The following is a 26,398-nucleotide window of genomic DNA, read 5'->3' as shown; positions in this document are numbered from 1 at the left end:
GGAATTGAAGAATTATAAAGCGTATTTAATTGATTTAGATGGCACGATGTATCGCGGGGCAGAAGTTATTCCTGAGGCGATCATTTTTATCGAAAACTTAAAACGTGCGGGAATTCCGTATTTATTTGTAACAAACAATTCAACAAAAACACCTGGGCAAGTAGCAGAACATTTAACTGACATGGGGATTCAAGCTGTAAGTGAGGATGTTTTCACGACGTCACAAGCAACCGTGCAATTTATGATAGAACAAAAACGCGAAAAATCGGTTTATGTTATCGGTGAACGTGGAATAAAACAAGAACTAACAGATAATGGATTTGAAATAACTTCTAGTAATCCAGCTTTTGTTGTCGTTGGGCTTGACCGGGAAGTCAATTATGAGAAATTTTCAAAAGCAGCGCTTGCGGTTCGCGGTGGAGCGATGTTTATTTCGACGAATGGCGATGCGGCAATTCCGACAGAGCGTGGTTTGCTTCCGGGAAATGGTTCCATCACATCTGTCGTTTCCGTAGCCACAGAAACAGCGCCAGTTTTTATTGGGAAGCCTGAATCCATTATTATGGAGCAAGCACTCGCAAAACTCGGTGTCCATAAAGACGAGGCAATCATGGTGGGTGACAACTACGAAACCGATATTATGGCGGGCATCAATTATGGCATGGATACGTTAATCGTACACACTGGCTTTACATCAAAAGAAGCATTATTAACGAAAGAAATCCAACCTACATACGCTGTAACCAAACTAACTGATTGGAAATTTAACTAGAAGAGCGGAATTTTTCTGCTCTTTTTTTAATAAATAGGAGGTTAGAAAATGGTCTCAATTCAAAAGTTAACGAAAGACAATTTTCACGAAACAGCAAAATTAGAAGTGCATCCACACCAAAAAACATTTGTCGCAGAAAACTGGTATTCCATTATCGAAGCAAGTTTTGAAGAAACGTATCATTCGCTTGTAATATACGCGGATAATATGCCGGTTGGCTACGCAATGTATGGAATGGATACAGATGATGGTGAGTTTTGGTTGGTACGATTTATGACTGGGAAAGAGCATCAAGGTAAGGGCTACGGCGGAGATGCGCTAGAACAAATTATCGAGATAGTGAAAAATCTACCAGAAAAACCAGCACGTCTGCGTCTATCTTACGAACCAGATAATACGGTAGCAGAGAAATTTTATGCAAAATATGGATTTGAAAAAACGGGGGAGATCATCGACGGCGAGGCAGTGGCCGACTTGTGGTTCAAACGTTAAAATCGGGTATAGAATGGGGATAAGGAGGATGCTAAATGGACATTTTTAATGATTTCTTTGTGATATTTTTAATTGCAGCGACTGCCTTTTTCGTGGCAAGTGAATTTGCCATTGTCGCAATCCGGAAACCTACTGTCCTGCAACTAGTAGCCTCAGAGGACCCGCGAGCGAAATATGTAAAAAAAGTTACTTCGAATATGAATGATTATTTGGCTGCCTGTCAGTTAGGTAATACACTTGCCGCACTTGCTATGGGGTGGGTTGGTGAAGCAACAATGCGTGGCTGGTTGGAGCCGTTATTTTTAATGTTACCTGTACCAGAATCCGTTGAAAAGCCGATTTCGATTTTTGTTTCGTTTATTTTAATTACATTCTTAAATGTGGTACTCGGGGAACTTGCTCCGAAAACATTTACAATTCAAAGCACAGAAAAAGTAGCTCTGTTTATCGCGCGCCCGCTTGTGTATTGGTATCGCCTGACTTTTCCACTCAATTGGCTTTTAAATAACTCGGCGAATTTAATCACGCGGATGTTTGGGGTAAAACAAACAGTTGATGCGGACCAAATGACACCGACCGAACTGAAGATTATTTTTGAAGATAGCTATAGGCAAGGACTTTTGAATCCACAAGAGTTTCGTTATATGAAAAATATTTTCAAACTCGGGGACGTGCCAGCGAAAGAAGTAATGATACCGCGAATGTCAATGATTGCGATTGACCAAACGGCGACCGTAAGAGATTTACTGAAATTAACTTCTGAACATACATATCATATTTTTCCAGTTACGGAAGATGAAGATAAAGATCATATTATCGGAATGCTACGAGTCAGTGCGGTTATGGCTGGACTTGGAAAAGATGAAACGATTGTGACGCAATCTATTCAACCATTTATTACACCTGTTTTAGAAGTGTTTGAAGGCATGATTTTGGAAGAGTTACTTGTGAAAATGCAGCAAGAAAGTGAGCCGTTTGTCGTTCTCACGGATGAATACGGCGGGACTTCGGGGATTGTGACGCTAGAAGATGTCATGGAAGTAATTGTTGGTGATATGGAAGAAGCAAAAGGTCCGAAAGGGATTCGAAAAGTAGCTTTGAATCATTATATTATTGAAGGATCTGAGCCGCTTCTTGAAGTCGAGGAAGCACTGGGGGTCCCAATTGAAGGGCCGGGTGTTCATACGTTATCGGGATGGATGTTGCTCGAACGTTTTGACTTAGAAGCTGGTGATGAGATTGAACATGAGGGATACCGCTTTATCGTTCGTTCAATGAATAAAAACTCGATTCGGCAAGTAGAAGTAAAATTAGGGAAAGAAAAACCAGTAAAATTGGAGGAATAAGCCTCTTGTTTTACTGGTTTTTGTTTAATTAACGATGTCGTCGTGATAACTATGCGCAAGCCGACTTGCAGCGGCCGCAGCGATAGCGCCAACAATATCATCGAGAAATGTGTGAACGGCGATACCATCGTGTTCATTTAATTTTGCAAGAATACCTGGTTTTACTTTATCGATATAACCGTAATTGGTAAATCCAATAGATCCGTACACATTGACGATGGAGAGCGCAAGTATCTCGTCGACGCCGTACAGCCCCTCATCAGCGCTAATGATATTTTGTAGTGGTTGGACGAGTTCTCCTTTTTCAGCCATCACATCAAGCTGTATGCCTGTTAAAACTGCATTTTGAACTTCACGCTTGCGAAGAACATGCTCCACATTTTGACGGCAAATATCTAATTCCAATCCAGGGTGATATTTTTGCTGTAAAAATAATACAAGTTCTGCGATATCATCAATTTCTACGCCCCGTTCGATGAGCCAACTGCGTGCTTTTGATTCTAAGGCACTTTGTTTTTCTACCATTTTTTCTTACCTCCTTCTAACTGTATGTATATTGTATGATAGACGTTTACAGGATTTCTAAACCTTTTTATACAAAAATAGCGACCGATTGTTTGGTCGCTAAAATATTTGTTTAAAAAACCTGAACAACTTCTTTAAAGCCGATAATTTTTTCTGCTAAAGTTAATTCGATACCCATTTTTAAAGTCATATCAGAACTGGGGCAAGTCTCGCATGCACCAAGTAGTTTAATTTTTACGACACCGTCTTGTGTGACTTCGATAAGTTCATAGTCCCCGCCATCACGAACTAAAAACGGACGGAACTTTTTTAAAGCTTTATCAACTTCGGCGTAGCTAATTTCTTCCATAGGATATAGTTCTCCTTTCGTGAGGCATTGTTATATTTTCTATTATAACAGGATATGGGGAAATTTAAAGAAATTAAATTGGGTTTTCTGAGGTTGGAAGTAGTGCAATATGAAATAATTACCAAACAAAAACTCTCTTATCCAATTGATAAGAGAGTTTTAGCTATTTATTTTAGCTGTTTTTCTTAGAGATAGAGTAAATTCCTAAGAGAACGAAACATGTACCAATTAATCCAAACAATATACTATCTTGTTGATTATCACCAGTTTTCGGTAATTTTGTTTGTTTTTTGATTCTAGTTACTTTGCTTGCTGTTGGTTTGTTTTCGCTGATTTTAATAGGTGTTTTGTTTTTATCCTCTTTTTTAGGATTGTCTTCTTGTTTAGCATATACAAAGGTGACTGTTTGAGCATCAGTTGTAAATACGCCATTAGCGTTGGCTGGTGTGGCTGTTAGCTTCCAACCACTCAAGTTTTTAGCTGTTGCCGCGTAAGATGTATCTAGCTTACCGTTCAATGTATCTGGAGTAGCTAATTCGTTGCCGTCCGCGTCGACGTATTTCACGGTAACAGGAGCGCCGTCCGCTTTTTCGTACACATAAGTGACCGTTTGGTTAGCGTTTGTGAATACGCCCGTTGCATTGGCAGGAGTCGTTTTGACCGTCCAACCAGTGATGCTTTTGGCTGTAGATTGATAAGGAGCATCAATTTTGCCGTTCAGTGTGTCGGAAGTAGCTAATTCGTTACCATCCGCGTCGACATATTTCACGGTAACGGGAGCGCCGTCCGCTTTTTCATACACATAAGTGACCGTTTGGTTAGCGTTTGTGAATACGCCCGTTGCGTTGGTTGGAGTCGTTTTGACCGTCCAACCAGAAAGACTTTTAGCGGTAGTTTGATAAGGAGCATCAATTTTGCCGTTCAGTGTGTCGGAAGTAGCTAATTCGTTGCCATCCACGTCGACATATTTCACGGTAACAGGAGCGCCGTCCGCTTTTTCGTACACATAAGTGACCGTTTGGTTAGCGTTTGTGAATACGCCTGTTGCGTTGGTTGGAGTCGTTTTGACTGCCCAACCAGAAAGACTTTTAGCGGTAGTTTGATAAGGAGCATCAATTTTGCCGTTCAGTGTGTCGGAAGTAGCTAATTCGTTGCCATCCGCGTCGACATATTTCACGGTAACAGGAGCGCCGTCTGCTTTTTCGTAAACGTAAGTGACTATTGCATCACTATCGCCAAATTGTCCTGAAGGCTGGCCTTCAATTTCTTTTAATGTGTAGTTAGTAATTGTTTTTTCTATTGTTTGATAATTTTCTCCGGATTTACCAGAAATTGTTTCACTTGGAGCTAATTCATCGCCATTTTCATCTTTGTAAAATACGTTTACTGTTGAATCGGATTGTGCAGATACATTAATTGGTTGCGATACTTTAATAGAATAACTAAGTGGTACTCCTTTAGTGGAGGTAGCTGTGAATGTTGCTTTATAAGTAACAGTTTTATTTCCAACTGGTAAGTTAGTAAAAGAAACGGTTTTATTATCGGTAGATACTGTTCCGCCATCAGAAATGCTAGAAACAGGCATTTTTTCGCCATCAATATCTAAAGTAGGGTTATTTGAAATAGCTGTTCCACCTTCTTTGATATTAATAGTTGGAAGTGTGATAGTTTGGTTGTTAACTTGTAAACCTTTATAATCTCCAACGACATCCATGCCTTCAAAAAAGTCTTTTAAATTACTCAAATCAGTAATGTTATTATTATCAGCATAGGCTATAGTTAATCCTCTTAGTGTATTTAAAGAATCAATGGAAGTTAGGTTGTTATTGTTTAAATAAAGGACTTTAAGTTCTTTCATTGTAGCAATTGGAGCTATATTAGTGAACTTATTGTAACTTAGATTTAAGTTTGTAATATGATCATTTGCAGTTAATGATGATAAGTCGGTAATGTTATTCCAAGTTACATCTAAACTTTCGAGTGATTTAAGGTTTGTAAATTTTTTAAATTCTTCATTATCAATTTGGTGATATGCTGGATTTAACCAAGCATACGAGTTATAAGAAAATGATTTTAAATTATCTTTTTCAAGTAAGGGAGTGAAATCAGTAATATAATCCCCACCTAATTCTAGTTCTTCGAGTGCGGGCATTTCACCAAGGGCTTTAATATCATTTAAACCTGTAGTAACACCAACAATTTTCTTCAGATTAGGTAAATCTTTTATTTGATTTAAATTTTTAATTTCTGTTTGGTTTGAAAAATATAATTTGGTCATATTAACTGCTTTTTCAAGTCCGGTTAAATCACTAATTAAACCAGTGACAGCATAACCAGGTACTCCATTCATATAAGAGATATCAGCGACACTAATGGTTTCAAGATTCGCTTCAGTCAATTCGGTTAAGAATGGATTTCCTACGATGCTCTTAAGACCTTCGTTTAAATACGGATCTGGTATATTTACTACATCAGTTGATGCTGCCCGAACATTACTAAAAGGTAAAAATACGGTTGTCATTAAAAATAAAACTAACATTATTTTGATTGCTTTTTGCATATGTTTAATTTCCTCCTTGTTTTTTTGAAATGTATTCGTAATTATTTATTCGTTAAAATTAACTATTTCAACAACAAAATTAATTGATTAAAGTAGTATTTCCAACCGAATACATTTCTAAGCAAGGTTATAATATCATGAGGAATCTTTATTAAGCATGGTTTTTTTGATGGGATTTACTTAAAATAGAGTGAGGTTCAAGGTTTCGACATAATTGTTTTTAGTACTGTTTTACGATGGGAATGTGTTGATGGAGCTAGGTTTTTCTTCAATAGACAGACGTTAAAAGTATGTAGATGGATATATATAACATATAAATCGGGCAATGATTTTATATTATTCTGAAAGTATTGAAAAGTATTTGTTTGGAGGATATATTTTTCGGGAAGAATTACATGCTCGCATGCATATTTGGCCCGTAACTCGCTTTGCTTCGAACGGGTGAATGGGAGTGTGGGTTTTCGATAGATGGTGGAAGGATTTTGATGCTGGGTGAAAGGTTGTGTGGTGGACGCACTTTACAGGAAGGATTACATGCTCGTTTCACTCGCATGCATATTTGGCCCGTAACTCGCTTTGCTTCGAACGGGCCAAACAAAAACACGTTCCTAAGGCTCAGAAAGGAACGTGCTCTTTCAACTGGTAAGGTTGAAAGACAATTGGGTTGCGCGCCCAATTGTTAAAGGGAGTGTTACTTATATGTTGACCGTGAAATCACGGGTACAACCTAGAGATAATTTATCATATTAATACACTACTGCTTTAAAGATTAGCAATGTATTGGAAATATTATAATATATCTGTAAATTCGTGTCAATTCATATCTTTATAAAAATTCATAAAATTTAATAGTTATGCTTCGTGAAACAGCTTAGTCGCTTTTTTTGGTGGGTTTTTGTACAATAATAGTGAGGTGAAGCGTGATGGTAAATGAAGCGAAATTATATGTTTATGGTTCAACGACTATTTGTGCGAGTTGTGTCGGAGCGCCATCCTCGAAGGAAACAGAGGAATGGCTTCGAGCTGCAATTGGTCGGAAGTTTTCAGGGCAGCCGTTTGTGGTGGAGTATGTGGATATTTTTAATCCGCCGAATGAGAAGGCTTTAGCGGATATGGCGAATAAAATTGTCGAGGAAGATTATATGTACCCAGTCATTGTGGTTGATGATGAAATTATCGCGGAAGGCAATCCTCGGTTGAAAGATATTTATCAAGTAATGACCGACCGTGGTTACTTGGCAACGATGTAACAGTCTAGGAGGCAAGTGGAAATGAATCCGATTGTGGAATTTTGCGTGAATAATTTGGCGAGCGGCGCAGATGCAGCTTTTGCGAAATTAGATGCGGATGATAGTTTAGACGTGATTGAATATGATTGTCTGACATATTGTGATTTATGCGCGACGAGTTTGTTTGCTTTAGTGGACGGGGAAGTGGTCCGCGGAGAAACAGCAGAAGAATTGGTTGCGAATATATATACATTTTTGGAAGAGAATCCGTTTTAATATAGAAAAAAGCGATGAGCGCGTAATTTGGCTCATCGCTTTTTATTAATCAAAAAAATGTTTAATGGGTGTGTCGCCACTTTCGATGGTATAGGTTTTATAGAAACTAGATTTTTCGGATAAAGCTTCACTAATAAAATCTGCAACATCAGCGCGCGGGATAGTCGTTGTAGGTTTTTCGGAAACTTCAGCGATTTTGCCAGTAGCTGGATCATCTGAAAGGCCAACTGGGCGGACGATGGTGTAGTCGAGACCGCTTCTTTTTAGTTCTTCATCGGCTGCTTGTTTGGCTTTTAAATAATGGATGAGGGATTCGGGACCGTTTTCTGGATTGTCGGCGCCATAAGAGCTAACAATGATGAACCGACGTACACCTTTTTCTTTAGCAGTTTCGATGGCTTTGATGGCGCCGTTTTGGTCAATGTTGATAGTTTCGGAAGCGGGCGTATGACCACCGGATCCTGCTGTGAAAATAACAGCTTCAATTTCATCATAGGCATAGTGGAAATCTTTTTTTAAATCGGCGATAATCGGTTTAGCGCCAAGTTTTTCAAGTTCGCTTACTTGTTCGGCTTTTCGAACCATTGCTCGAACGAAAAAGCCTTTTTCCATGGCGAGTTTTTCTACTAAAAGACGGCCGATTTTGCCATTTGCGCCAATTACGAGTACATTCATTGCTAATCTCCTCCTAAAAAATATCTACAAAGAACTTTTCCCGGTGAGTAAAAAATAAAACCACAAGTCGCCTCGTGGTTTCGGTTGTTATTCGAACAAAGATGTGGAGTGCATTGGTTGCACGCGTGTTTTTGGATCAATGAAATTCATCGCGTTATTAATGGCTGTTGGAGCTTCACCGAATCCGGTCGCGATTAGTTTTACTTTACCGTCATACGTGCAAATATCACCTGCACAATAAATTCCTGGGATACTCGTTTCCATTTTTGAATTAACGACAATCGAATTGCGTTCTAGCTCTAGGCCCCAATTTTTAATTGGACCAAGCGAAGAAACGAAACCATAGTTAATGATGAAATCGTCAATCTCCAGTGTTTCCCTTGTATCACCTTTGACTTCTTGCAAAGTAATATGCGTTAATTTATCACCGTTACCAAGTACTTCAGTTGGGATAAATGGTGTTTTGATAGCAATGGAAGATTTTTCTAAATTGTTTACGCTATGTTCGTGCGCACGGAAAGCATTGCGACGATGAACGATCGCGACAGAACTGGCTACTTTTTCAAGCATGAGCGCCCAGTCCACTGCGGAATCCCCACCACCACAAACGGCAACGCGACGGCCCGAAAAGCGACTTAAATCATTGATGAAATAATGAATGTTTTTCCCTTCGTATTGCTCTGCTTCTGGAAGATCCAAACGTCTTGGTTCAAATGCGCCATTTCCAGCGGTAATAATAACAGCTTTACTGTAATGTGTATCTTTCTTCGTGATGATTTCAAATGTGCCATCAACTTGTTTTTCTACGCTTTGAACCGCTTCCTCTAGCGCAATGGTTGGATCAAATGGTTTCATTTGTTGAATCAAGTTATTAACAAGTTCCTGTGCGCGTACAGCAGGATAGCCCGGAATATCATAAATATATTTCTCGGGATAAAGCGTGGAAAGTTGTCCACCTAATTGCGGTAAACTTTCTATTATTTTCACACTCGCATTGCGCATTCCGGCATAAAACGCAGCAAATAGCCCAACCGGTCCACCACCAATGATCGTGATATCATAAATTTTTGTTTTTTCATCCAAAATACATCACCCCCTAGTTCGTAATTTCCCTATGAAATCGCTAAAGTTGCAATAAGCATATTTTAGCATATATTGTTGAAAAAGAATGTTTACGGGATTGTCTCCATTAAAATATGGAAAAAATGAACTAGACCAATTATGTGTCAAATAAAAGATTTTTGCGAAAACCAAGTCATCTCAAAGCTTTATTGTGAAAAAAATCGTATACCACTCGAACCATGCTACAAAGAAGCTTAAACCCTTGAGTTCGCTTTCTTGAAAATGAATGTGAAAAAGTCTATGATATAGTTTGTAAGCTGTGAAATAGGGAATATATTGGTACTTACCATTTTCACTTTATTCATTGTTTGCAGTAGATTTTTAGCGCAATCTACATAGGTGCAGTAAGAAATTCTTAATGCAATTTTTTTTGTGAAGAAAAATATAAGGGAAAGTAGATGTGATAACAGATGAGTAAACCAAAAATTGTCATTCTCGGAGCAGGATACGGGGGACTAAAAACTTTACGCAAGTTACAACAAAGAAACTTGGAAGCCGAAATCGTTCTAGTGAATAAGAATGACTATCACCACGAAACGACTTGGTTACACGAGGCAGCAGCTGGAACAATTGAGCCAGAAAAACTAATGTATCCACTTGATAAAGTCGTAAACAATACGAAAACTACATTTATCCAAGATACTGTAGTAAAAATTAATAAAGACGAAAAAACAGTCACACTAGATGCAAATGGCGATATCAGCTATGACTATTTATTAATTGCTCTTGGGTCAGAAGCAGAAACATTTGGAATCAGTGGTTTGAAAGAATATGCCTTCACTATTACAAGTGTAGAATCCGTCAAAAAAATCCGTGCGCACATTGAAGCGCAATTTGCTAAATGGAAAACAGATCCACGCGATGAATTATTAACAATTATCGTTGGTGGCGCTGGCTTTACTGGAATTGAGTTTCTTGGGGAATTAACTAATCGCATTCCAGAACTAGTGAAAGAGTACGATGTGCCTCGCGAAAAAGTGCGCATTTATTGTATGGAAGCAGCTCCAAAAGTATTACCACAATTTGATGCGAAACTGGTTGATTATGGTGTTGGTGTACTGGAAGATCGCGGCGTAGAATTCCATGTCGGTAAACCAGTCAAAGAAGCTACCGCTGATGGCGTAAAATATGCGGAAAGTGAAAATGAAGTTCGTGAAATCAAAGCAGCAACCATTATTTGGGCTGCAGGTGTTCGTGGCAATAGCGTAATTGAAGCATCTGGCTTTGAAGCTGGTCGTGGTCGTGTGAAAGTAAACAACAATTTAACTGTTCCTGGTAACGAGGAAATTTTAATTGTTGGTGACTGCTCACTAATCATCAACCCAGCAAACGACCGTCCATTCCCACCAACTGCCCAAATCGCAATGCAACAAGCCGATGTGGCTGCAGTGAACTTAGCTAAATTAGTTAAAGGCGAAACAGATCTACAAGACTTTGTTTATCATGAAAAAGGAACAGTTTGCTCTCTAGGCGATAACGATGCAATTGGTGTCGTTTTCGGTAAAAACTTGAAAGGCTATCCAGCTTCCGTTATGAAAAAAGTCATTGATGACCGCGCGCTATTACTAATTGGTGGTTCAGGCGTCTTGGCAAGTAAAGGTAAATTCAAATTCTATAAATAAAAACTCAAGAAGCGCTGTATCTGCTTTTGTCAGATATGGCGCTTTTTTCATGTTATAATTAGAAAAAAAGAAAGAAGGTAAGTCATGGAACAACTTTTTGATATACTTCCTAGTGAATGGGCCGAACGATTTTTAGAAACAGAGAAAGAGCGTATAGAACTGCATTTTAAGGATGTTGGTAAGCTTTCATTGTTGCAAAGTAAAGCTGGTGGGCGTGGTTACTTGCCGAGAGAGCATGGCTATCCAGTGACCGAAGAAGGTAAACCGCTGTCTTTATTAACACAAATTAATTTTTCAGAAATGCCACAAATGGAAAATTATCCGGAATTTGGCTTACTCGCTTTTTATGTGGATTATCAAGATGATTTGTACGGACTTAATTTTGAAAATCCAACGAGCCAAGAAGGTTTTCGAGTGTTTTTCTTTGATGACTTGGGAAGTGAGAGCTTAACTGCTGAAGAACAAGATGCATTTTTTGAAGATGTAGCAAAGTCGGACTTTTACCCCGTTGTTAATGGTGAGTTTAAAATAGCTGGGCAAGTTTCAGATCAGATTCTATTACAAGATAGCTTTGATTTTGAAAATGAATTTGGAAGTAATTTTTATGAGCTGGCTGACCAAATTTTCGCGGAGGATGAAGATAAATCTGAAGCATTATATCAACTGGGTAAAGAATGTAGTCAAATTGGCGGATATCCTTTTTTTACACAAGAAGATCCGCGTATGTATACAGAAAACCCGCATCATGACACGCTTTTGTTTCAATTAGCATCTGAGGATTTTGATGAGAGTAGAATGGCAATTATGTGGGGCGACTGCGGTGTTGCGAACTTCTTCATCAATAAACAAGATTTAATCAATCGTGATTTTTCTAACATTATGTATAACTGGGATTGCTCATAAAGAAGTACTATTTTTTGAATATAGATATATCCACTGTAATAAAATCTATATAAAGATACCAAAATAGTGTGTAATTTCCACATAGGTCTTAACTCTAATCCTGCTAAACTAAGTAAAACTAGTAGGAGGAGATACATTTGTTTAATGAAAAAGTAAAAGAAATGATCCGAGAATTGGATAAATATAAATTACAAGATAAATGGGTTCGCTTTGAAAAACTTTCTAAAAACAAGAAAATTGATAGTGAAACTTTTCAAGATGAATTTATTATTATAACAAATGGAATTCTTCATGTGGAAAATAAAAAATTCCAGATACTTCATTTTTTTTCTAATGGAGATATAATTAACCAACAAGTTGCCAAAATTAGCGGAGAAAATGAATTAAGATTAGTTTGTGATACAGATGTTTCCTTAATTTTTATTGATAGGGAATATTTCTTAAACTATGCTACCAATAAGCCTTCTTATATGGAGTGGCTTTTAGAAGAAACATTAATAAACAATAAGAACCTTTATAATGAGTTAATTAAGTATGACTTGTCCGCAGAAGAAAGAATAGTCTATGCCCTCCAGTACCTATGTGACAAATTAGAAATTGAAAGTGAAAATGGCTACCAACAAATACCTAAATATATTAATAAGATAAAAATGGCGAAATACGGCAAAATATCTCGCAAACAACTAAACGAAAAAATAATACTTCTCCTCGATAAGGAAGTATTAAAAGAAAAAAAAGGAAGATTCTATATAAAAAAATCAGCATAAAAAAACTAAGGATTTCTCCTTAGTTTTTATGCTGTTTTTTTGAAGTTAACTAACCAATTTCTATTCACTATAAATGCAGTTAATAAAATAAATGGAAAGAATTGAAGTGGGAATATAAATAATAAAATAGAGGCAGTTAGAACCGGTTTTCCTATGATTTTTGTACAACTTGCAGTAACAAAAATAGTGATTAAGAAACCAGTTGATCCATCCATCCAAAATGTTGCTATGTACCCCATAATCGTACTAGTAAAAATCGCCGGGAAAATTGCACCGCCATTCCAGCCAGTTGCTAAACAAATAGCGACCAAAACAGGTTTTAACAAGGCGATAATAAGTAAAAAGGGAATCGAATAATTTTGGACAGTTGTTGTCAATTCAATCAGCTGATGCTCACCGGAAAATAACATGAAGGAAGAAATTATCCCAAATAAACCAATGCTCAAACCGCCAATAACCGCCGCGACCATTTTATTTTTAATGACAGAAGCTGCCTTCGCGATATAGACTTGCAATTGCTGGAAATAAACACTAAAGAGCCATCCAAGAATAATCATAGGGATAAAAAGTAAAATAAACCACCAAGACCAACCCATGTCAGGTAGCCGAATCGCAAAAATACTCGCTGGCATTTTTAAAAAGGATTTCAGCCAAAGGAAAGATCCGAGCGCGCTAAAAGAAATAAGAAGCGACAACACTAATTTAGAGTTTTTGGGAATTTTCTTCGCTTGACTACTTTCATCAATTTCCTCGGCTAGTCCGCTAAACGGAGCGTGGAAAATACTGGAAATAATCGCGCCGACACTCAAACTAACAAGTTCTTCCTTATGCGCCATAGATAATTTTAAATGGTCAATAATCCAAGTCGTGGCACCACCAACAATACCAATCAAAGCAGCTTCCGGACCAACGCTCGCCCCAAATGTTAAAATAATCCAAGCGCTAAGTATCGTAGGAAACAGAACTTTGCGATATTCCATCCGTCCTGTTTTCTTCGCCTCAGCAACATTGTCATGCATCGACCGCGGATAGTCACCAAATTTCAGCTGAACCATTCCTACAAAAAAACTCCCAATCAAACCGATTAGTAGAGGATAATACCATGAAAAATCAAACTGATTAGGAAGATAATCCCATAAAAAAGTCGTGGCAAAATGAACCATTGCTAAAAATAAAGCGGCAATTATTCCCACTATGATTCCGAGGATAAAAGTATAAATGCCAAAAATAAGTGTTACCTTTTTCACTGAAACTCGCCCCTTTTGTAAAATCTGTTGATATCATGATTTTCCCTCTAACATAAAGCTGTAAACTAACGACAAACAAAAAAAGTTGACTACAAGGAGTCAACTTTTCATTTACATAAACATTTCTAAAATGAATCCAATCGCAATCCCGGTAAGTGCTCCGAAGAAAACTTCCATCGGTTTATGGCCAAGTAATTCTTTTAAATGCTTCGTTTTTTCTTCTTGTTCAGGTGCCGCGAGCCCTTTTGCATGTTCCACGAAGTCTTGGAAATCCGTTACTAATTTGTTTAAAACAACTGCTTGTTCACCGGCTTGTCTTCTAACGCCAGTCGCATCGAACATCACGATAATACCAAATACAACAGCAATCGCGAAATAAGGTGAATCGAGCCCGTATTCAATTGCGAGTGTTGTCATTAGCGCAGTAACCGCAGCCGAGTGAGAGCTAGGCATACCACCAGTGGAAAACATTAGTCCGAGGTTAAACTTCCGGTATACTAAAATATGAATCGGAACTTTGACCACTTGGGCAAACACAATCGCAATAATAGATGCAATTAATGGTGTATTCGTAAATATCGACATCAAATCTCTCCTGTCAAAAAGTCTATTCTTATTTTACCACAATGAGCTTATTAAAAACCTTTTCTAGAGTTTTTCTACCAACTCTTATATAATAAAGTATAAATCAAATTCGGAAAGAAGGGAACATATGGGACTTCAAGAAACTATTGGCATTGAAATTGTTTCAGTAGAAAAAGGAAAAGCCGTTGTTCAATTAGAAGTGACAGAAAAAGTCCATCAACCGTTTGGCTATTTGCATGGAGGGGTTTCTGTTGTTTTAGCGGAACATGCAGCAAGTATTGGTGCTGCTAAATCAATCGAACCCGATGAAATCGTCTTTGGTTTAGAAATTAATGCCAATCACTTGGCATCAAAACAAGAAGGATTAGTAACAGCGACTGCAGAAGCAATCCACCTTGGCAAAAGTACCCAAGTATGGGAAATTAAAATCACTGACGAAACGGAAAAACTAATTTGTATTAGCAGATGTACCATAGCAGTCAAAAAGAAACGAAAATAAAAAGCATGGCAGAGGTCAATTGATGAACTCGCGCCATGCTTTTTTTATTTCTCCGTTTTATCATCGTCTGATTCAGTTTCACTTTCATCCTGCTCGATGATTTCATGCTCGGAATCATCCGACTGTTCTTCAATCGTTTGTTCCTCGCGTTCCCGTTCTTGTTCTTCTTGATCTTCACGCTCATCGATTTTTTCTTCGCGTCGTTCCCATTCCATTCGTTCTTCCAATTCTTCCCGTTCTTGTCGTGCTTTTTCAATTTGTTCTTGACGGATAATAAGATTTTTCTTTTTCTTAATATCGTCTTTTTTCACCGAACGCAATTGGTCACGAATTCGAATAGCTAGCGGAACACCGGTATCATAAGCAGCCCGGTTAATAAGGTGAGAAGCCACTGGTGTAGTTAAGAAAATAAACAATACGGCCAGAAGTACTCGTGCATTAAAACCTTCGCCTGAGTGGAAAAAGTAACCAACCGTTGCAAACAGAAGTAAGCTAACACCAAAAGTATTACTAATCCCGGCAGCATGCGTTCTAGTGTACACGTCAGGCAATCTGATAACCCCGATTGCGGCAAGAATACTAAGCAAACCGCCAATTAAAATCATAATAGAAATAATAATCTCAATTATCACGTTCACGATCAATCACCTTCCCTTTCTCAATAAATTTGGCAAAGGAAACCGTTCCGATAAATGCAAGAAGCGCAATAAGTAAAATAACATCCAAAAAGGCATGCGTATCATAAAACATCGAAAGTAGCGCTACAATGGCCACTAAGTTCATTCCAATAGAATCCAGCGCCACCACTTTGTCAGAAGTAGTTGGTCCTTTTAAAATACGGTAAAGATATAAGAAAGTTGAAATCGAATAGAGAAGTAAACCAATGGATAAAGCGATTTGAATAATCATCCGTGGAACACCTCCATAATCGCGCCTTCATAAGACTTACGAATTGTTGCAATTTCTTCTTCAATATTAGGGACGTGAAGCGAGTGGACATAGATTGCTTTATAATCATCCGAAATATCAATCGAAAGTGTCCCGGGCGTTAACGTAATCAGTAGTGCGAGCATCGTCACTTCCCAGTCTGTCTCAAGCGTCGTATCATATCTGAAAATCCCCGGTCGAATGTTCATGTCTTTCTTTAAAACAATCCGACTTACATGAACTGTAGAAACAATTAAATCATGCAAAAAGCGGAAAACCAGTTTGACAAGGGCGAATAACCGGAAAAGGTAAAATCTTGATCCAAGGAAACGTCGCATAAAGAATAGCAAGAAAATCCCGATGATAAAGCCAATGATAAATGTTGCAAAACTAAATGATGACTCAAGAAACATCCACAAACAAGCAAGTATTATATTAAGAATAAGTTGAAAAGCCATCTTTTATCACTCCTTTATCACCGCATGGATATAAACAGAAGGGTCAACAAGAGGGTCAACCGCCTGTTCAATAAACGGATAAATTGCATTACTAAACACACCATAACCAATCGAAATCGCAAGTAGAATAACTACTGGCACAAGCATTTTTTTATACGGAATTTGTAAATTGAATACGCCTTTTTTCTCGCCCCAGAAGCCTTTTGTAAAGACTTTGATTAAAGACATAAGGACGAATAAGCTGGATAGTAAGATGATTATTCCGCCGACTATTTGACCGGCAGAGAAAGCACCTTCCACAATCAATAATTTTCCAATGAAGCCGCTAAGAGGTGGAATTCCTGCAAGGCCAAGAGTAGCAATGAAGAAAATCCAACCGAGCGAAGGCTTCACGCTCATCAACCCACTGAATTTTTTTACACTAGAATAACCAGTAATCGCCATCACAATCCCGACAATAAGGAACAGCGCGGCTTTAATAATCATATCGTGAATCAAGTAAAAGACAGCACCAGTCATTGATTCGCGTGTCATAATCGAAACGCTAAACAGAATAACACCAATCGCAATCATAATATTATAAATCACAATCGTTTTCATATCATAGTAACTAATTGCCCCAATAACCCCAAGAACAATCGTCACAATCGCGAGAATTCCAAGTAGCGGAACAACAAAATCTGTTAACGAACTGAAAAATAGTGTGTATGTCCGGATAATTGCATAAACCCCAACTTTTGTCAGAAGTCCACCGAACAAAGCAAGCACCGGAATTGGTGGAGCAAAGTAAGATCCTGGTAGCCAGAAGTAAAGCGGGAATAGTCCGGCTTTTAGTCCGAATACAAACAAGAACAGAACCGCGACAACGCTAATCATTCCTGTATTTGCACCATTTAAGTCCGTGATTTTTTGCGAAATATCTGCCATGTTGAGCGTTCCAATCATCGAATAAAGTAGCGCAATTGCTACAACGAAAAATCCGGAACCAACCACATTAATCAACAAGTATTTAATCGTCGCTTTGAGCTGAACTTGAGTCCCACCAATGACAAGTAGTACATAAGACGCCATCAACATAACTTCAAAGAATACGAACATATTAAAAATATCGCCAGTTAAAAACGAACCATTAACCCCAACAATCATAAAGAGAATCGCTGGATAATAAAGAAATTTCTCTCGTGGTTTCCCAATCGTATAAAAAGAATAAAGAATCACGCAGAATAAAACAATACTCGTCGTTGCCGTAAGCAAGACAGCAAGCATATCGCCAACCATCGTAATCCCAAAAGGAGCCGCCCAGTTACCAATATTCACAGTTGTAATCCCGTTTTCTCGAATATAAAATACAAGTCCAAGTGTCGCTACAACCAAAATACCACTAAAAATAAGGGCGAATACCCGTTGAATGATTACTTTTTTCGGAAGCAACATTAACGTAATTGCTCCAAGGAAAGGTATCAAAATCGGCATTAAAATTATATTATTCATCATCGGCTTCATGTCCTCTCGTCTTGGATACACTCTCGCTATCAAGCTCCTGATACGCTCTATAAGCAAGAACAAGGAAAAAGGCAGTTACACCAAAGCTTATAACAATCGCAGTCAAAATAAGTGCTTGTGGAAGGGGATCATTATACGTTCCCGCTCCCGGTGTACCAAGAATTGGCACGCGACCTTTTTTCAGTCCACCCATCGTAAGTACAAGCAAATTGACACCGTGGCTTAGGACAGCCGTTCCAATAATAATCCGTAGCAAACTTTTAGAGAGAATTAAGTAGACAGCAGCTGCAAAAATCAAGCCGATTAATATAGACATTAATAGTTCCATCAGTCACTCTCCCCAATCGTTTGAATTATCGTAAGTGTTACACCGACAACAACTAAGTAAACCCCAAGGTCAAACAAAGTCGCCGTGTGTAACGCAGTATCTCCTAAAATGGGCAAATCAACATGACCAAATTTATGCGTTAAGAAAGGGTCTCCTGTAAAAATCCCAATCATCCCAGTACCAAGGGCGAATACAAGCCCAACCCCGGTAAGCATAATCGTATTGATATTAAGCATACTAGCCACCGTTTTTGTATCATAAGCAAGTAGCGTTAATGTAATTGCGCCAGCCGTTGTAAGCCCGGCCACAAACCCGCCACCAGGATTATAATGTCCTGCAAAGAATAAATGGAGTGAGAATAAGAAAATAATGAAAGCAACTACTTTCGTTACATTTCTCAGTAGAACATCATTCGTTTTCATCATTCTCACCTCGTTTCGTCAGTCGTAATTTAATCATCGCGTAAATACCAATCGCCGCAATCGAAAGCACAGCTGTCTCAAACATCGTATCAAAACCACGGAAGTCAACTAAGATAACATTTACAATATTTCGTCCCGCCGCTTCCACATAAGCATTGTCCACATAGTACTTCGAAATCGAATCATAAAATGTTGTATTATACGCTGAAAGAGAGACAAGGGTGATAATTACACCAACCCCGATACTCAAAAATGTCTTCATTGATAACCATTTCGGCTTTTCCTCAATATTACTAAACTGAGGAAGATGATAAAACACAAGTAGATAAAGCACAACGGAAATAGTTTCAATAATAAGCTGTGTTAAAGCAAGGTCTGGTGCTCTAGAGATAACAAAGAAAATACTAATCGTGTATCCCATTGCTCCAAGTAAAATAATCGAAGTAATCCGCGATTTGGAAAAGACAATCCCAACCAACGTCACTAAAATCACTGCCGCTAAAACAAAATCAACAACTGTCACTTTCGTCATACTTGAGAAATTGAAATCAAGTGCTTGTGTGAAAATCATGACCGAAGCCATCATTAAAATAAAAGCCGATAACATGTAATTCAAGTAAGTCCGAAGCCAACCAGTCATAATAAACATTGTCATACGATACGAGCCTTGTTCTAAATAATACATCCCATTATCATACGTTTTCCCAATTCGAAGTGCTTTTGGAACCTTAGTCGTAATCCAAGGTTTCCAGTATTTATGTGTAAGAAACAAGACAATCCCCACTGCAACAACACCGAACGTCATTAACAGAGCAGGCGTAAAGCCGTGCCACAAACTAATATGAATCGAGAAATCCGTAGAAAGCCCAGGAACAATTGCTCTTACAGCAGGCTCCAAAATCGGCTCCGCAATTAAATTAGGGAAGAGACCAATACCAACCACGAAAATCGATAAAATAATCGGTGGTAAAAGTAGTCCGAATGGCGCTTCATGCGGTTTTTTCGGAAGTAAGTACGGTTTCACTTTTCCAGTAAATGTTTTAAAGAAAATAATCATACTATAAACAAACGTAAACACACTAGCAACCCAAGCTACAACAGGGAGCAGAACGCCCCAAGTACTTGCATCAAACAATTGCAATTGCGTAATATTTACCATGCTTTCAAAAAACATCTCTTTACTTAGAAATCCATTAAACGGTGGAATACCGGCCATTGCGAAAGTTCCGATAAACGCAATCGTCGCCGTAATCGGCATAACTCGCATTAAGCCACCAAGTCGCCTAATATCCCGCGTCCCTGTTTCATGATCGACAATCCCAACCATCATAAACAAACTACCTTTAAATGTCGCGTGATTAAATAGATGGAATACAGCTGCGACAATCGCCATCACATAAATATCATCACTAAGCGTGTCAAAGTGAAGGGAGGCAGCACCGACACCAAGAAGCGCCATAATGAGACCAAGCTGACTTATCGTCGAATAAGCCAAAATTGCTTTTAAATCATTTTTCTTCGTGGCATTAAGTGAACCCCAGAAAAGGGTCGTAATCCCAACGAGTGATACCGTCCAAAACCATACACCCGAACTTGCAAATAGTGGCGTGAACCGAGCGACAATATAAATCCCAGCTTTTACCATCGTAGCAGAGTGGAGGTAGGCACTGACCGGAGTAGGAGCTTCCATCGCATCTGGCAACCAAATATGGAATGGAACTTGCGCAGATTTCGTAAATGCCCCGAGCAAGATAAGAATCATCGCAGGAATGAATAAACTATTATTACTAATTACATCCGCGTTACTAATAATCTCCCGAATGGAAAAAGAATCGCTCATAATATGAAGCAAAATAAATCCGCCAAGCATCATCAGTCCGCCGAAGACTGTAATCATCATCGATTTACGAGCCCCGTACCGTGAACGCTCACGATGATACCAATACCCAATCAATAAGAACGAACTAATGGAAGTAAGCTCCCAGAAAAGATACAACACAATCAAGTTATCACTCAAGACAACCCCGAGCATTGCCGTCATAAAAATAAATAAAAATGTATAGAAATTGCTAAGTCGTTCTTTCTTTTTCCCTAAATAATAAATAGAGTAAAAGGTAACGAGTGAACCAATCCCCGTAATAAGTAGCGCAAAAAGCAAACTAAGCCCATCTACTACTACCGTAAAATTAATCCCAAGTCGCGGAATCCAAGGCATTGAAACAATCGTTGCCCCGTCCATCGTTTTTGGGATAAATGTTAAGAAGTAAATAAACAAAATCACTGGAATTGGAAGTACTAACCAGCCAGTATGAACTTGTTTGGTCCACCGGTAAAAAAGTGGAATTAGCAGTGCCACAATAAATGGCAGAACAATTGCTAGATGAAGAAATGACAAAATCGGCTCCTCCTCGAAGAATTTTTATACGGAAACTCATCCTGGAAATGTGAAAATAAAAACAGGAAATCATTATTTTTTAAGCAAGTACTTACATTTAATGAAACATAGTTATAACTAAAATTTTAGAAAACCGTGCTAACTCATCAAATTTCAACAACTTTACTATTCACGAAGTACCCAAATAAACGCCGTACTTTTTATATTTTTTATTATAACATACTTTTTTATCTGAAAAAAAGGCAGGAAACTTAACTTTATAAATCAATTTACCGAAATTTAAAAAACAATTTAATAGGAAGAACAAAAAAACAAACCTAAGAAAAAACTTAGGTTTGTCAAATTCAATCCACGTTCACATGCCGTTTCCGGTCGGAATGAAGGGCATAAAGCAAAATGAAAAATGCCACGAGGAACATAAAACTCATAAATAAGAACACACTCGGAATTCCTGTGAAACCAGCGAGCGTCCCACCGAGGATTGGTCCGATAACATTTCCTAAAAAGCGAGCACTTTGATTATAGCCAAGCATTTCGCCTTGCATAACACCAGGCGCCGCAAGCCGAATATAAGCTGTCGTACATGGCACCATACCACCAATCGCAATCCCGAATAAAAAGCGGAAGAAGATAAACACCCAAAGATTCGTCGCGAATGCCTGTGGAATAACAAAAACAGCCGCCATAATCAACAATATATTTAGTATTTTCTCATACCCATATTTGTCTCCAAGCTGTCCCCATTTTCGCGTCATCACCAAGTTCCCGAATCCCGTCGCAGAAAACGCCAGCCCGGACAAGAAAGCAATATTGTCTGATTGCGTCATATCTCCTACATAAAGCGCAAGCAACGGTTGAACACTAAAGTTCGCAATTTGGATAAGTGCTGTAATAACCATCACCGTGAATAGAACTCGTAGCGTAAAAATTTGTTTTAAAACTGCACGACGAGAATAAACGACTTTGGCAGCTTCTTTTTGTTCTTCTGTACGAATTTCCTTGACACCAAAAGCGACAATTAAAGCCGCAACCATCATCGCAATTCCGGTAATTGTAAAGGTATCTTTAAAGCCAAATAAATCCGCCATCGCGCCGCCAATCAAGGGACCAAACAGCATCCCAGTCACGCCTCCGAGTTGCAAAGTACCGAGAATTTTTCCAGCTTCATTACGAGGAGTTTGCCGTGCAATAAAGGCATTACTAACGCCAATAAAGCCAGTCACAACCCCCATGAAAATTCGTAAAATCAGTAAGTAAGTGACAGAATGCGCAAATCCCATCAGAAAAATACAAATCGATAAACCAACTGAAGTCAGAATCAAAATCCCTTTATAACCGTGCTTATCACCAATACGTCCCCAAATCGGCGAAAAGATAAAGGCAATTAAAAATGTTACGCCAAAAATATAACCGGCCCACCTTTGCACGTAAGCATTGCTATAATCACCAAATGTTTCAATGTAAAGAGATAAAAAAGGCATAATCATTGTCATACTGGCTGACATCAACAGGTTTGCCAGCATTAAGATGTACAAATTCCGTGTTCGAGTTGTCATAAAAGAATCATCTCTATTCGTATTATTGTTAAAACTGTCCTTTTCATTATAGAATAAAAGATAGCGAATGAAAAATAAAGTGAAGGATGTGCATTTTTGGTTAAAAAAATTGTCATTTGGGTTTCAGCTGTTATACTAGTACTGTATCTGATTGCTGTCGTTGTTAATTTGCTTATTATTTGGCTACGTTAGTAAACAATAAATTTAAACAAAAGAAGGAGTTTTTACAATATGACTTACCCACAATTATCAAAAGAAGTGGCACCTAACGAAATTGAAGCAGAAATGATTACAAACCGAGGAACTATCCGCATCAAATTGTTCCCTGAAATTGCACCAAAAACAGTAGAAAACTTTGTTACACATTCCAAAAACGGCTACTATGATGGCCTTATTTTCCACCGTGTTATTCCTGAATTCATGATCCAAGGTGGCGACCCAGACGGCCGTGGTACTGGTGGCGAAAGTATTTGGGGCGAATCTTTTGAAGATGAATTCTCTACAGAAGCTTTCAACTTACGCGGAGCTTTATCCATGGCAAACGCTGGTCCAAACACAAACGGCAGCCAATTTTTCATCGTTCAAAAACCAGATATGCCTGCTGACATGCTTGGTCAAATGGAACAAGCTGGATTCCCAGTAGAAATTATCGAAGCATACAAACAAGGCGGAACACCATGGTTAGACGGCCGCCACACAGTTTTCGGTCACGTAATCGAAGGCATGGACGTAGTAGACGAAATCGCCAACCTACCAACTGGCATGCAAGACAAACCAGTGAATGATGTTGTGATTGAGAAGATTAATATTAAATAATGAATGAAGAGCACTTTCTATGAAAGTGCTCTTTTTTTATTCACCACCACAATTTATCTAAAGCGATATTACCATTACTATCAAATTCCACCCCATTGATGAAGCTATGGATATCATAGTATTTTAATGGATGATATAAATAAATAAGTATATTTTCTTGATTAATGTAATCTTCAATTTGATTTATTAAGATAGCTTTTTGTTCGAAAGAAACAGAAGTTCTATATTTATCAGTGAGTGAATTTATAGTGTTTTTTTGTGTTTTATTGATAAATTTTTGAAATAACAAATTTTTGTTTAATAAAAAATCGAGATAGCCTAATTCAATATCAGTTACAGGAATATCTGTTGCTAAGACTATATCAGAATCAAGTATAATTTTCTCTGTGAAAAAATCATCATTGAATGAATATGTTTTTATTTCTAATTTGATTTTAAAAGAAGCAGCTTGTTTTTTTAACCATGAGGCTTCACGTATGAATCTAGGATGATCATAAACTGCTAATTGAATTGTTCTATCTGAGTCATCTGGGAAATTGAAAGTATCAACCCAATCATTTTTGGAAGCTTGTTCTTTAGTTTTAGAATTCTTATAAAAATAACTGTAGGCCTTAGGTGTTTTATTATCATATAATTCAGACACAAAATGCAATGAATTAAAGGCGGCTTTTAAATAATTTATTATAAAAGGTTCAACTGGATTTGCTTTATTTTTATTGAAAATTAAATAAGATACTCCAGATCTTGTTACTCCTATGGGGTTAATAGCATTAGTGTTAGTAGTGATATTTTTTTTCTGTGGGACAATTAGCCATTTTTTGAAATTAGAATTCATTAACCAGAATTCTACTCCATCTATAAGAGGGAGTTCTTTAAAATATTTTGAAAAACTTTTTAGGCATACGTAATTACTTTTACTTTCGATAAGCTTAAACTGCCCACAGCCGATAAAGCTTTTACTGTTTGAAAGAACAGGTCTAATTACAAGTGAATAATGTGTTACTAATTTTAAAAAGGCTGGCTCAGGTGTTTTGAATTCAAAATGTACAGAAAATTCAGAGGTGCAATACATATTTTTTAAATTACACAGTAACCATTTTCCAGTACTGCTTTTTATAGCTTCTTCAAATGTAAAGAGAATATCATTACCGTTTAATCTTTTTTCGTTATGGAATAAAATATTTTTTCTAATGTTGAAGTTCCATGTTGTGAATTTTTCATTGTGAGACCAATCAATTGCAACTGAAGGGGTAAATATATCTTCTTCTTCATTATAGTTAACTAGTGTATTGCTTATTTGTTTGATTAAGGAAGCCTCGAAATGCAAGGAAACAGTTGTTGGGTCTAGTACAGTGATTTTTCTATTAATTATAAATCTAAGAATATTATCTTCATTTTTACTACCATCATTAAAAAGGGTGTGTATCTTTTCTAAAAATGGAGAGAACCAATCTTGAGGTATTGATAATTGAGATAGTTGGAGTGCAAACTTAATATCATTATTTTCAATGCAATTAGTTAATACATTATATACTTCAGAATGAAAATTATTCCTGAAAATTATTGTCGATAAATTACCTCGCCCTTTTCCTGGAATATACTCTAATAAGTTTCTTTCTTCATATTTTTTAAGTTTTTTTTTTACATTTTGTTTGGAATAGTACCATGTTTCAGCAAGACTTCCTATACTGAAATGAACGATGTTGTCTATTTCGTGCTCATGGAGTATAGATCTTAATTCAAAATAATTCAGATCTTTCAAATTGTTCACTTCCTAACTAATAAAAGGGGTACCTTTTTCTATCATTATACACTTTTTTTAAATTCTAATAAATAAGATAATTTAGTGGAGATAAAAAATTTCATTTATTGAACGAAGTTGCTTAATTCAATACAAGATTTCTTAAAATGACAAGGAGGGAAAAAATGAAAATATCAGTAGCAACTAATTTTGACGGTAAATTAATCGAAGGTATTAAAGGAACTAATGTAACTAATTTGTTTGGAAAATTAACAAATGATTTTGTAGGAGGAGGCTTAGAAACTACTAATTTAAACTTTATAGATCAAAAAAAAGTTGCAGAGCATGTAAAGCAAGCACATGAAAATAACTTAACGTTTAATTATACCTTTAATAATCCATTTTTGAGTAATGAAGAATTTACTCAACGTGGGAAAAATGAACTGAAGGAGCTTCTTAATTGGTTATATGAAATAGAGGTGGATTCTTTAACTGTATCAATTCCTATTTTATTACAATACGTGAAGAAAAATTATCCAAAAATGGAAGTAAAGATTTCTTCTAGTGTTTGTGTTAACTCTGTTAGTAAAATCAGAAGTTGGGAAGAAATGGGAGCAGATTGCATAGTATTAGATCCAATGACAGTTAATAGAAATTTTAGTCTTCTAAAAGATTTAAGAAATTCAACTAATATTGATTTAGAACTGATTGTTAATAATAATTGCCTTTATGAATGTCCTATGCTACCTTATCATCAAGCTTTTCTAGGACAATCTTCACGCGTGAAAGGAAATAAAATCAATGAGGATTATTGTTATTTAGGGTGTTCAAAAAAGAGAGTATTAGACCCAGTAAATTATTTAATTTCAGATATTATTAGACCGGAGGATGTTCAAAACTACGAGGAATTGGGGTATAACAATATAAAAATAATTGATCGTGCAACTCCTACAGAATTATTAGTGAAGCGTTGTAAAGCATATACAGATAGAAAATATAATGGGAATTTGTTAGATTTAATACAACATTTTGGTTATCATGATGTTTCGGATCCTTACCAATATTTAGATAGTGTTTTTATTGATAATTCCAAATTAACTAAACATTTAACTAAATTTCTAACAGGTGAATGTAATAAACTTGAATGTGGTGAAAAATGTAAACATTGTTATTCTTTTGCGAAGAGGGCCATTTCTATTGATGAAGCGTTTAGGGAAAGACATTTATCCAATATAGATTATCAAGCAAAAAAAATAGAAAAGCTATAATTAGGAGGCGTTTTT

At 37.2% G+C, this 26,398-nt stretch carries 28 protein-coding genes; 12 read left to right on the top strand and 16 right to left on the bottom strand.

Annotated elements, in window-relative coordinates; genetic code table 11:
* The first annotated feature begins 4 nt into the window (after window positions 1-4).
* From GL301_RS12135 to GL301_RS12125, 3 genes are read left to right on the top strand one after another with little or no spacing between them, the layout of a single operon-like run.
* The gene (locus GL301_RS12135) at window positions 5-772 is read left to right on the top strand and encodes a TIGR01457 family HAD-type hydrolase (protein ID WP_003725595.1); all 768 of its coding nucleotides are present in this window, start codon (window positions 5-7) and stop codon (window positions 770-772) included.
* 48 nt (window positions 773-820) lie between these two features.
* Window positions 821-1,264: a GNAT family N-acetyltransferase gene (locus GL301_RS12130; RefSeq protein WP_003727949.1), complete on the top strand. Its 444-nt coding sequence runs from the start codon at window positions 821-823 to the stop codon at window positions 1,262-1,264.
* A gap of 35 nt (window positions 1,265-1,299) precedes the next feature.
* A complete protein-coding gene (locus GL301_RS12125; RefSeq protein ID WP_003725593.1) occupies window positions 1,300-2,610 on the top strand; it encodes a hemolysin family protein in 1,311 nt (436 codons plus the stop codon).
* A 24-nt stretch (window positions 2,611-2,634) separates the two neighbouring features.
* Here the strand turns inward: GL301_RS12125 and GL301_RS12120 are convergent, their stop codons facing one another.
* The 3 genes from GL301_RS12120 to GL301_RS12110 form a co-directional block, all read right to left on the bottom strand.
* Complete coding sequence (locus tag GL301_RS12120) at window positions 2,635-3,135, bottom strand: phosphatidylglycerophosphatase A family protein (protein ID WP_003725592.1); 501 nt, start codon at window positions 3,133-3,135, stop codon at window positions 2,635-2,637.
* Window positions 3,136-3,247: 112 nt separating this feature from the next.
* Window positions 3,248-3,484: a NifU family protein gene (locus GL301_RS12115; protein WP_003725591.1), complete on the bottom strand. Its 237-nt coding sequence runs from the start codon at window positions 3,482-3,484 to the stop codon at window positions 3,248-3,250.
* 172 nt (window positions 3,485-3,656) lie between these two features.
* Window positions 3,657-6,044 (bottom strand): MucBP domain-containing protein, encoded by a 2,388-nt coding sequence (locus GL301_RS12110; RefSeq protein WP_010959042.1) that lies wholly within the window; start codon window positions 6,042-6,044, stop codon window positions 3,657-3,659.
* A gap of 500 nt (window positions 6,045-6,544) precedes the next feature.
* Between GL301_RS12110 and GL301_RS12100 the strand changes: the two genes are divergently transcribed.
* The 3 genes from GL301_RS12100 (at window position 6,545) to GL301_RS12090 (ending at window position 7,549) form a co-directional block, all read left to right on the top strand.
* The gene (locus GL301_RS12100) at window positions 6,545-6,727 is read left to right on the top strand and encodes a hypothetical protein (RefSeq protein ID WP_031285223.1); all 183 of its coding nucleotides are present in this window, start codon (window positions 6,545-6,547) and stop codon (window positions 6,725-6,727) included.
* A 240-nt stretch (window positions 6,728-6,967) separates the two neighbouring features.
* Complete coding sequence (locus GL301_RS12095) at window positions 6,968-7,294, top strand: YuzD family protein (protein WP_003728403.1); 327 nt, start codon at window positions 6,968-6,970, stop codon at window positions 7,292-7,294.
* Between the two features lie 21 nt (window positions 7,295-7,315).
* Window positions 7,316-7,549 (top strand): YuzB family protein, encoded by a 234-nt coding sequence (locus GL301_RS12090; protein WP_003725587.1) that lies wholly within the window; start codon window positions 7,316-7,318, stop codon window positions 7,547-7,549.
* 45 nt (window positions 7,550-7,594) lie between these two features.
* Here GL301_RS12090 and GL301_RS12085 read toward each other — a convergent pair whose 3' ends face one another.
* Window positions 7,595-8,224: an SDR family oxidoreductase gene (locus GL301_RS12085; RefSeq protein ID WP_003725586.1), complete on the bottom strand. Its 630-nt coding sequence runs from the start codon at window positions 8,222-8,224 to the stop codon at window positions 7,595-7,597.
* 87 nt (window positions 8,225-8,311) lie between these two features.
* Window positions 8,312-9,307 (bottom strand): NAD(P)/FAD-dependent oxidoreductase, encoded by a 996-nt coding sequence (locus GL301_RS12080; protein ID WP_010959039.1) that lies wholly within the window; start codon window positions 9,305-9,307, stop codon window positions 8,312-8,314.
* A 449-nt stretch (window positions 9,308-9,756) separates the two neighbouring features.
* On the opposite strand from GL301_RS12080, the gene GL301_RS12075 reads away from it, so the two are divergent.
* The 3 genes from GL301_RS12075 to GL301_RS12065 all read left to right on the top strand — a co-directional run bounded on the left by GL301_RS12075 (window position 9,757) and on the right by GL301_RS12065 (window position 12,638).
* Window positions 9,757-10,968: an NAD(P)/FAD-dependent oxidoreductase gene (locus tag GL301_RS12075; protein ID WP_003725584.1), complete on the top strand. Its 1,212-nt coding sequence runs from the start codon at window positions 9,757-9,759 to the stop codon at window positions 10,966-10,968.
* A gap of 84 nt (window positions 10,969-11,052) precedes the next feature.
* On the top strand, window positions 11,053-11,871 hold the full coding sequence (locus GL301_RS12070; RefSeq protein ID WP_003734933.1) for a YwqG family protein: 819 nt from the start codon (window positions 11,053-11,055) through the stop codon (window positions 11,869-11,871).
* A gap of 137 nt (window positions 11,872-12,008) precedes the next feature.
* On the top strand, window positions 12,009-12,638 hold the full coding sequence (locus GL301_RS12065) for a cyclic nucleotide-binding domain-containing protein (protein ID WP_003734932.1): 630 nt from the start codon (window positions 12,009-12,011) through the stop codon (window positions 12,636-12,638).
* A gap of 26 nt (window positions 12,639-12,664) precedes the next feature.
* Here the strand turns inward: GL301_RS12065 and GL301_RS12060 are convergent, their stop codons facing one another.
* Both GL301_RS12060 and GL301_RS12055 read right to left on the bottom strand, forming a co-directional pair.
* Window positions 12,665-13,885, bottom strand: a complete 1,221-nt coding sequence (locus tag GL301_RS12060; protein WP_003731682.1) for a chloride channel protein — start codon at window positions 13,883-13,885, stop codon at window positions 12,665-12,667.
* Between the two features lie 111 nt (window positions 13,886-13,996).
* The gene (locus GL301_RS12055; protein WP_003722412.1) at window positions 13,997-14,470 is read right to left on the bottom strand and encodes a divergent PAP2 family protein; all 474 of its coding nucleotides are present in this window, start codon (window positions 14,468-14,470) and stop codon (window positions 13,997-13,999) included.
* Window positions 14,471-14,597: 127 nt separating this feature from the next.
* Here GL301_RS12055 and menI point away from each other — a divergent pair, with 127 nt between their 5' ends.
* Window positions 14,598-14,969: a 1,4-dihydroxy-2-naphthoyl-CoA hydrolase MenI gene (menI, locus tag GL301_RS12050; protein WP_003725580.1), complete on the top strand. Its 372-nt coding sequence runs from the start codon at window positions 14,598-14,600 to the stop codon at window positions 14,967-14,969.
* 44 nt (window positions 14,970-15,013) lie between these two features.
* Here menI and mnhG read toward each other — a convergent pair whose 3' ends face one another.
* The 8 genes from mnhG to GL301_RS12010 all read right to left on the bottom strand — a co-directional run bounded on the left by mnhG (window position 15,014) and on the right by GL301_RS12010 (window position 22,558).
* A complete protein-coding gene (gene mnhG, locus GL301_RS12045) occupies window positions 15,014-15,607 on the bottom strand; it encodes a monovalent cation/H(+) antiporter subunit G (protein WP_003731683.1) in 594 nt (197 codons plus the stop codon).
* Window positions 15,591-15,878, bottom strand: a complete 288-nt coding sequence (locus GL301_RS12040) for a Na(+)/H(+) antiporter subunit F1 (protein ID WP_003722409.1) — start codon at window positions 15,876-15,878, stop codon at window positions 15,591-15,593. The genes mnhG and GL301_RS12040 overlap by 17 nt, the downstream gene beginning before the upstream one ends.
* Window positions 15,875-16,354 (bottom strand): Na+/H+ antiporter subunit E, encoded by a 480-nt coding sequence (locus tag GL301_RS12035; RefSeq protein ID WP_003722408.1) that lies wholly within the window; start codon window positions 16,352-16,354, stop codon window positions 15,875-15,877. The genes GL301_RS12040 and GL301_RS12035 overlap by 4 nt, the downstream gene beginning before the upstream one ends.
* Window positions 16,355-16,360: 6 nt before the next feature.
* On the bottom strand, window positions 16,361-17,845 hold the full coding sequence (locus GL301_RS12030; protein WP_012681431.1) for a Na+/H+ antiporter subunit D: 1,485 nt from the start codon (window positions 17,843-17,845) through the stop codon (window positions 16,361-16,363).
* Entirely contained in the window at window positions 17,838-18,185 is a 348-nt protein-coding gene (locus tag GL301_RS12025; RefSeq protein WP_003722406.1) for a Na(+)/H(+) antiporter subunit C, read from the bottom strand. Before GL301_RS12025 ends, GL301_RS12030 begins: the two co-directional genes overlap by 8 nt.
* Window positions 18,185-18,610, bottom strand: a complete 426-nt coding sequence (locus GL301_RS12020) for a Na(+)/H(+) antiporter subunit B (protein WP_003769105.1) — start codon at window positions 18,608-18,610, stop codon at window positions 18,185-18,187. Before GL301_RS12020 ends, GL301_RS12025 begins: the two co-directional genes overlap by 1 nt.
* Window positions 18,594-21,002, bottom strand: a complete 2,409-nt coding sequence (locus GL301_RS12015; protein ID WP_274758805.1) for a Na+/H+ antiporter subunit A — start codon at window positions 21,000-21,002, stop codon at window positions 18,594-18,596. Before GL301_RS12015 ends, GL301_RS12020 begins: the two co-directional genes overlap by 17 nt.
* A gap of 344 nt (window positions 21,003-21,346) precedes the next feature.
* On the bottom strand, window positions 21,347-22,558 hold the full coding sequence (locus GL301_RS12010; protein ID WP_003728411.1) for a lmo2377 family MFS transporter: 1,212 nt from the start codon (window positions 22,556-22,558) through the stop codon (window positions 21,347-21,349).
* Window positions 22,559-22,789: 231 nt separating this feature from the next.
* Here GL301_RS12010 and GL301_RS12005 point away from each other — a divergent pair, with 231 nt between their 5' ends.
* The gene (locus GL301_RS12005) at window positions 22,790-23,374 is read left to right on the top strand and encodes a peptidylprolyl isomerase (protein WP_003726864.1); all 585 of its coding nucleotides are present in this window, start codon (window positions 22,790-22,792) and stop codon (window positions 23,372-23,374) included.
* A gap of 40 nt (window positions 23,375-23,414) precedes the next feature.
* Here the strand turns inward: GL301_RS12005 and GL301_RS12000 are convergent, their stop codons facing one another.
* Window positions 23,415-25,136 (bottom strand): ABC transporter substrate-binding protein, encoded by a 1,722-nt coding sequence (locus GL301_RS12000; RefSeq protein WP_223196937.1) that lies wholly within the window; start codon window positions 25,134-25,136, stop codon window positions 23,415-23,417.
* A gap of 164 nt (window positions 25,137-25,300) precedes the next feature.
* Between GL301_RS12000 and GL301_RS11995 the strand changes: the two genes are divergently transcribed.
* Complete coding sequence (locus tag GL301_RS11995; RefSeq protein ID WP_014929114.1) at window positions 25,301-26,383, top strand: U32 family peptidase; 1,083 nt, start codon at window positions 25,301-25,303, stop codon at window positions 26,381-26,383.
* Window positions 26,384-26,398: the final 15 nt, after the last annotated feature.

The sequence above is a fragment of the Listeria sp. LM90SB2 genome (assembly GCF_028867355.1).
GTDB lineage: Bacteria > Bacillota > Bacilli > Lactobacillales > Listeriaceae > Listeria > Listeria monocytogenes_B.
Note: the sequence above shows the minus strand (reverse complement) of the source record. Positions and strands in the feature narration are given on the sequence as shown.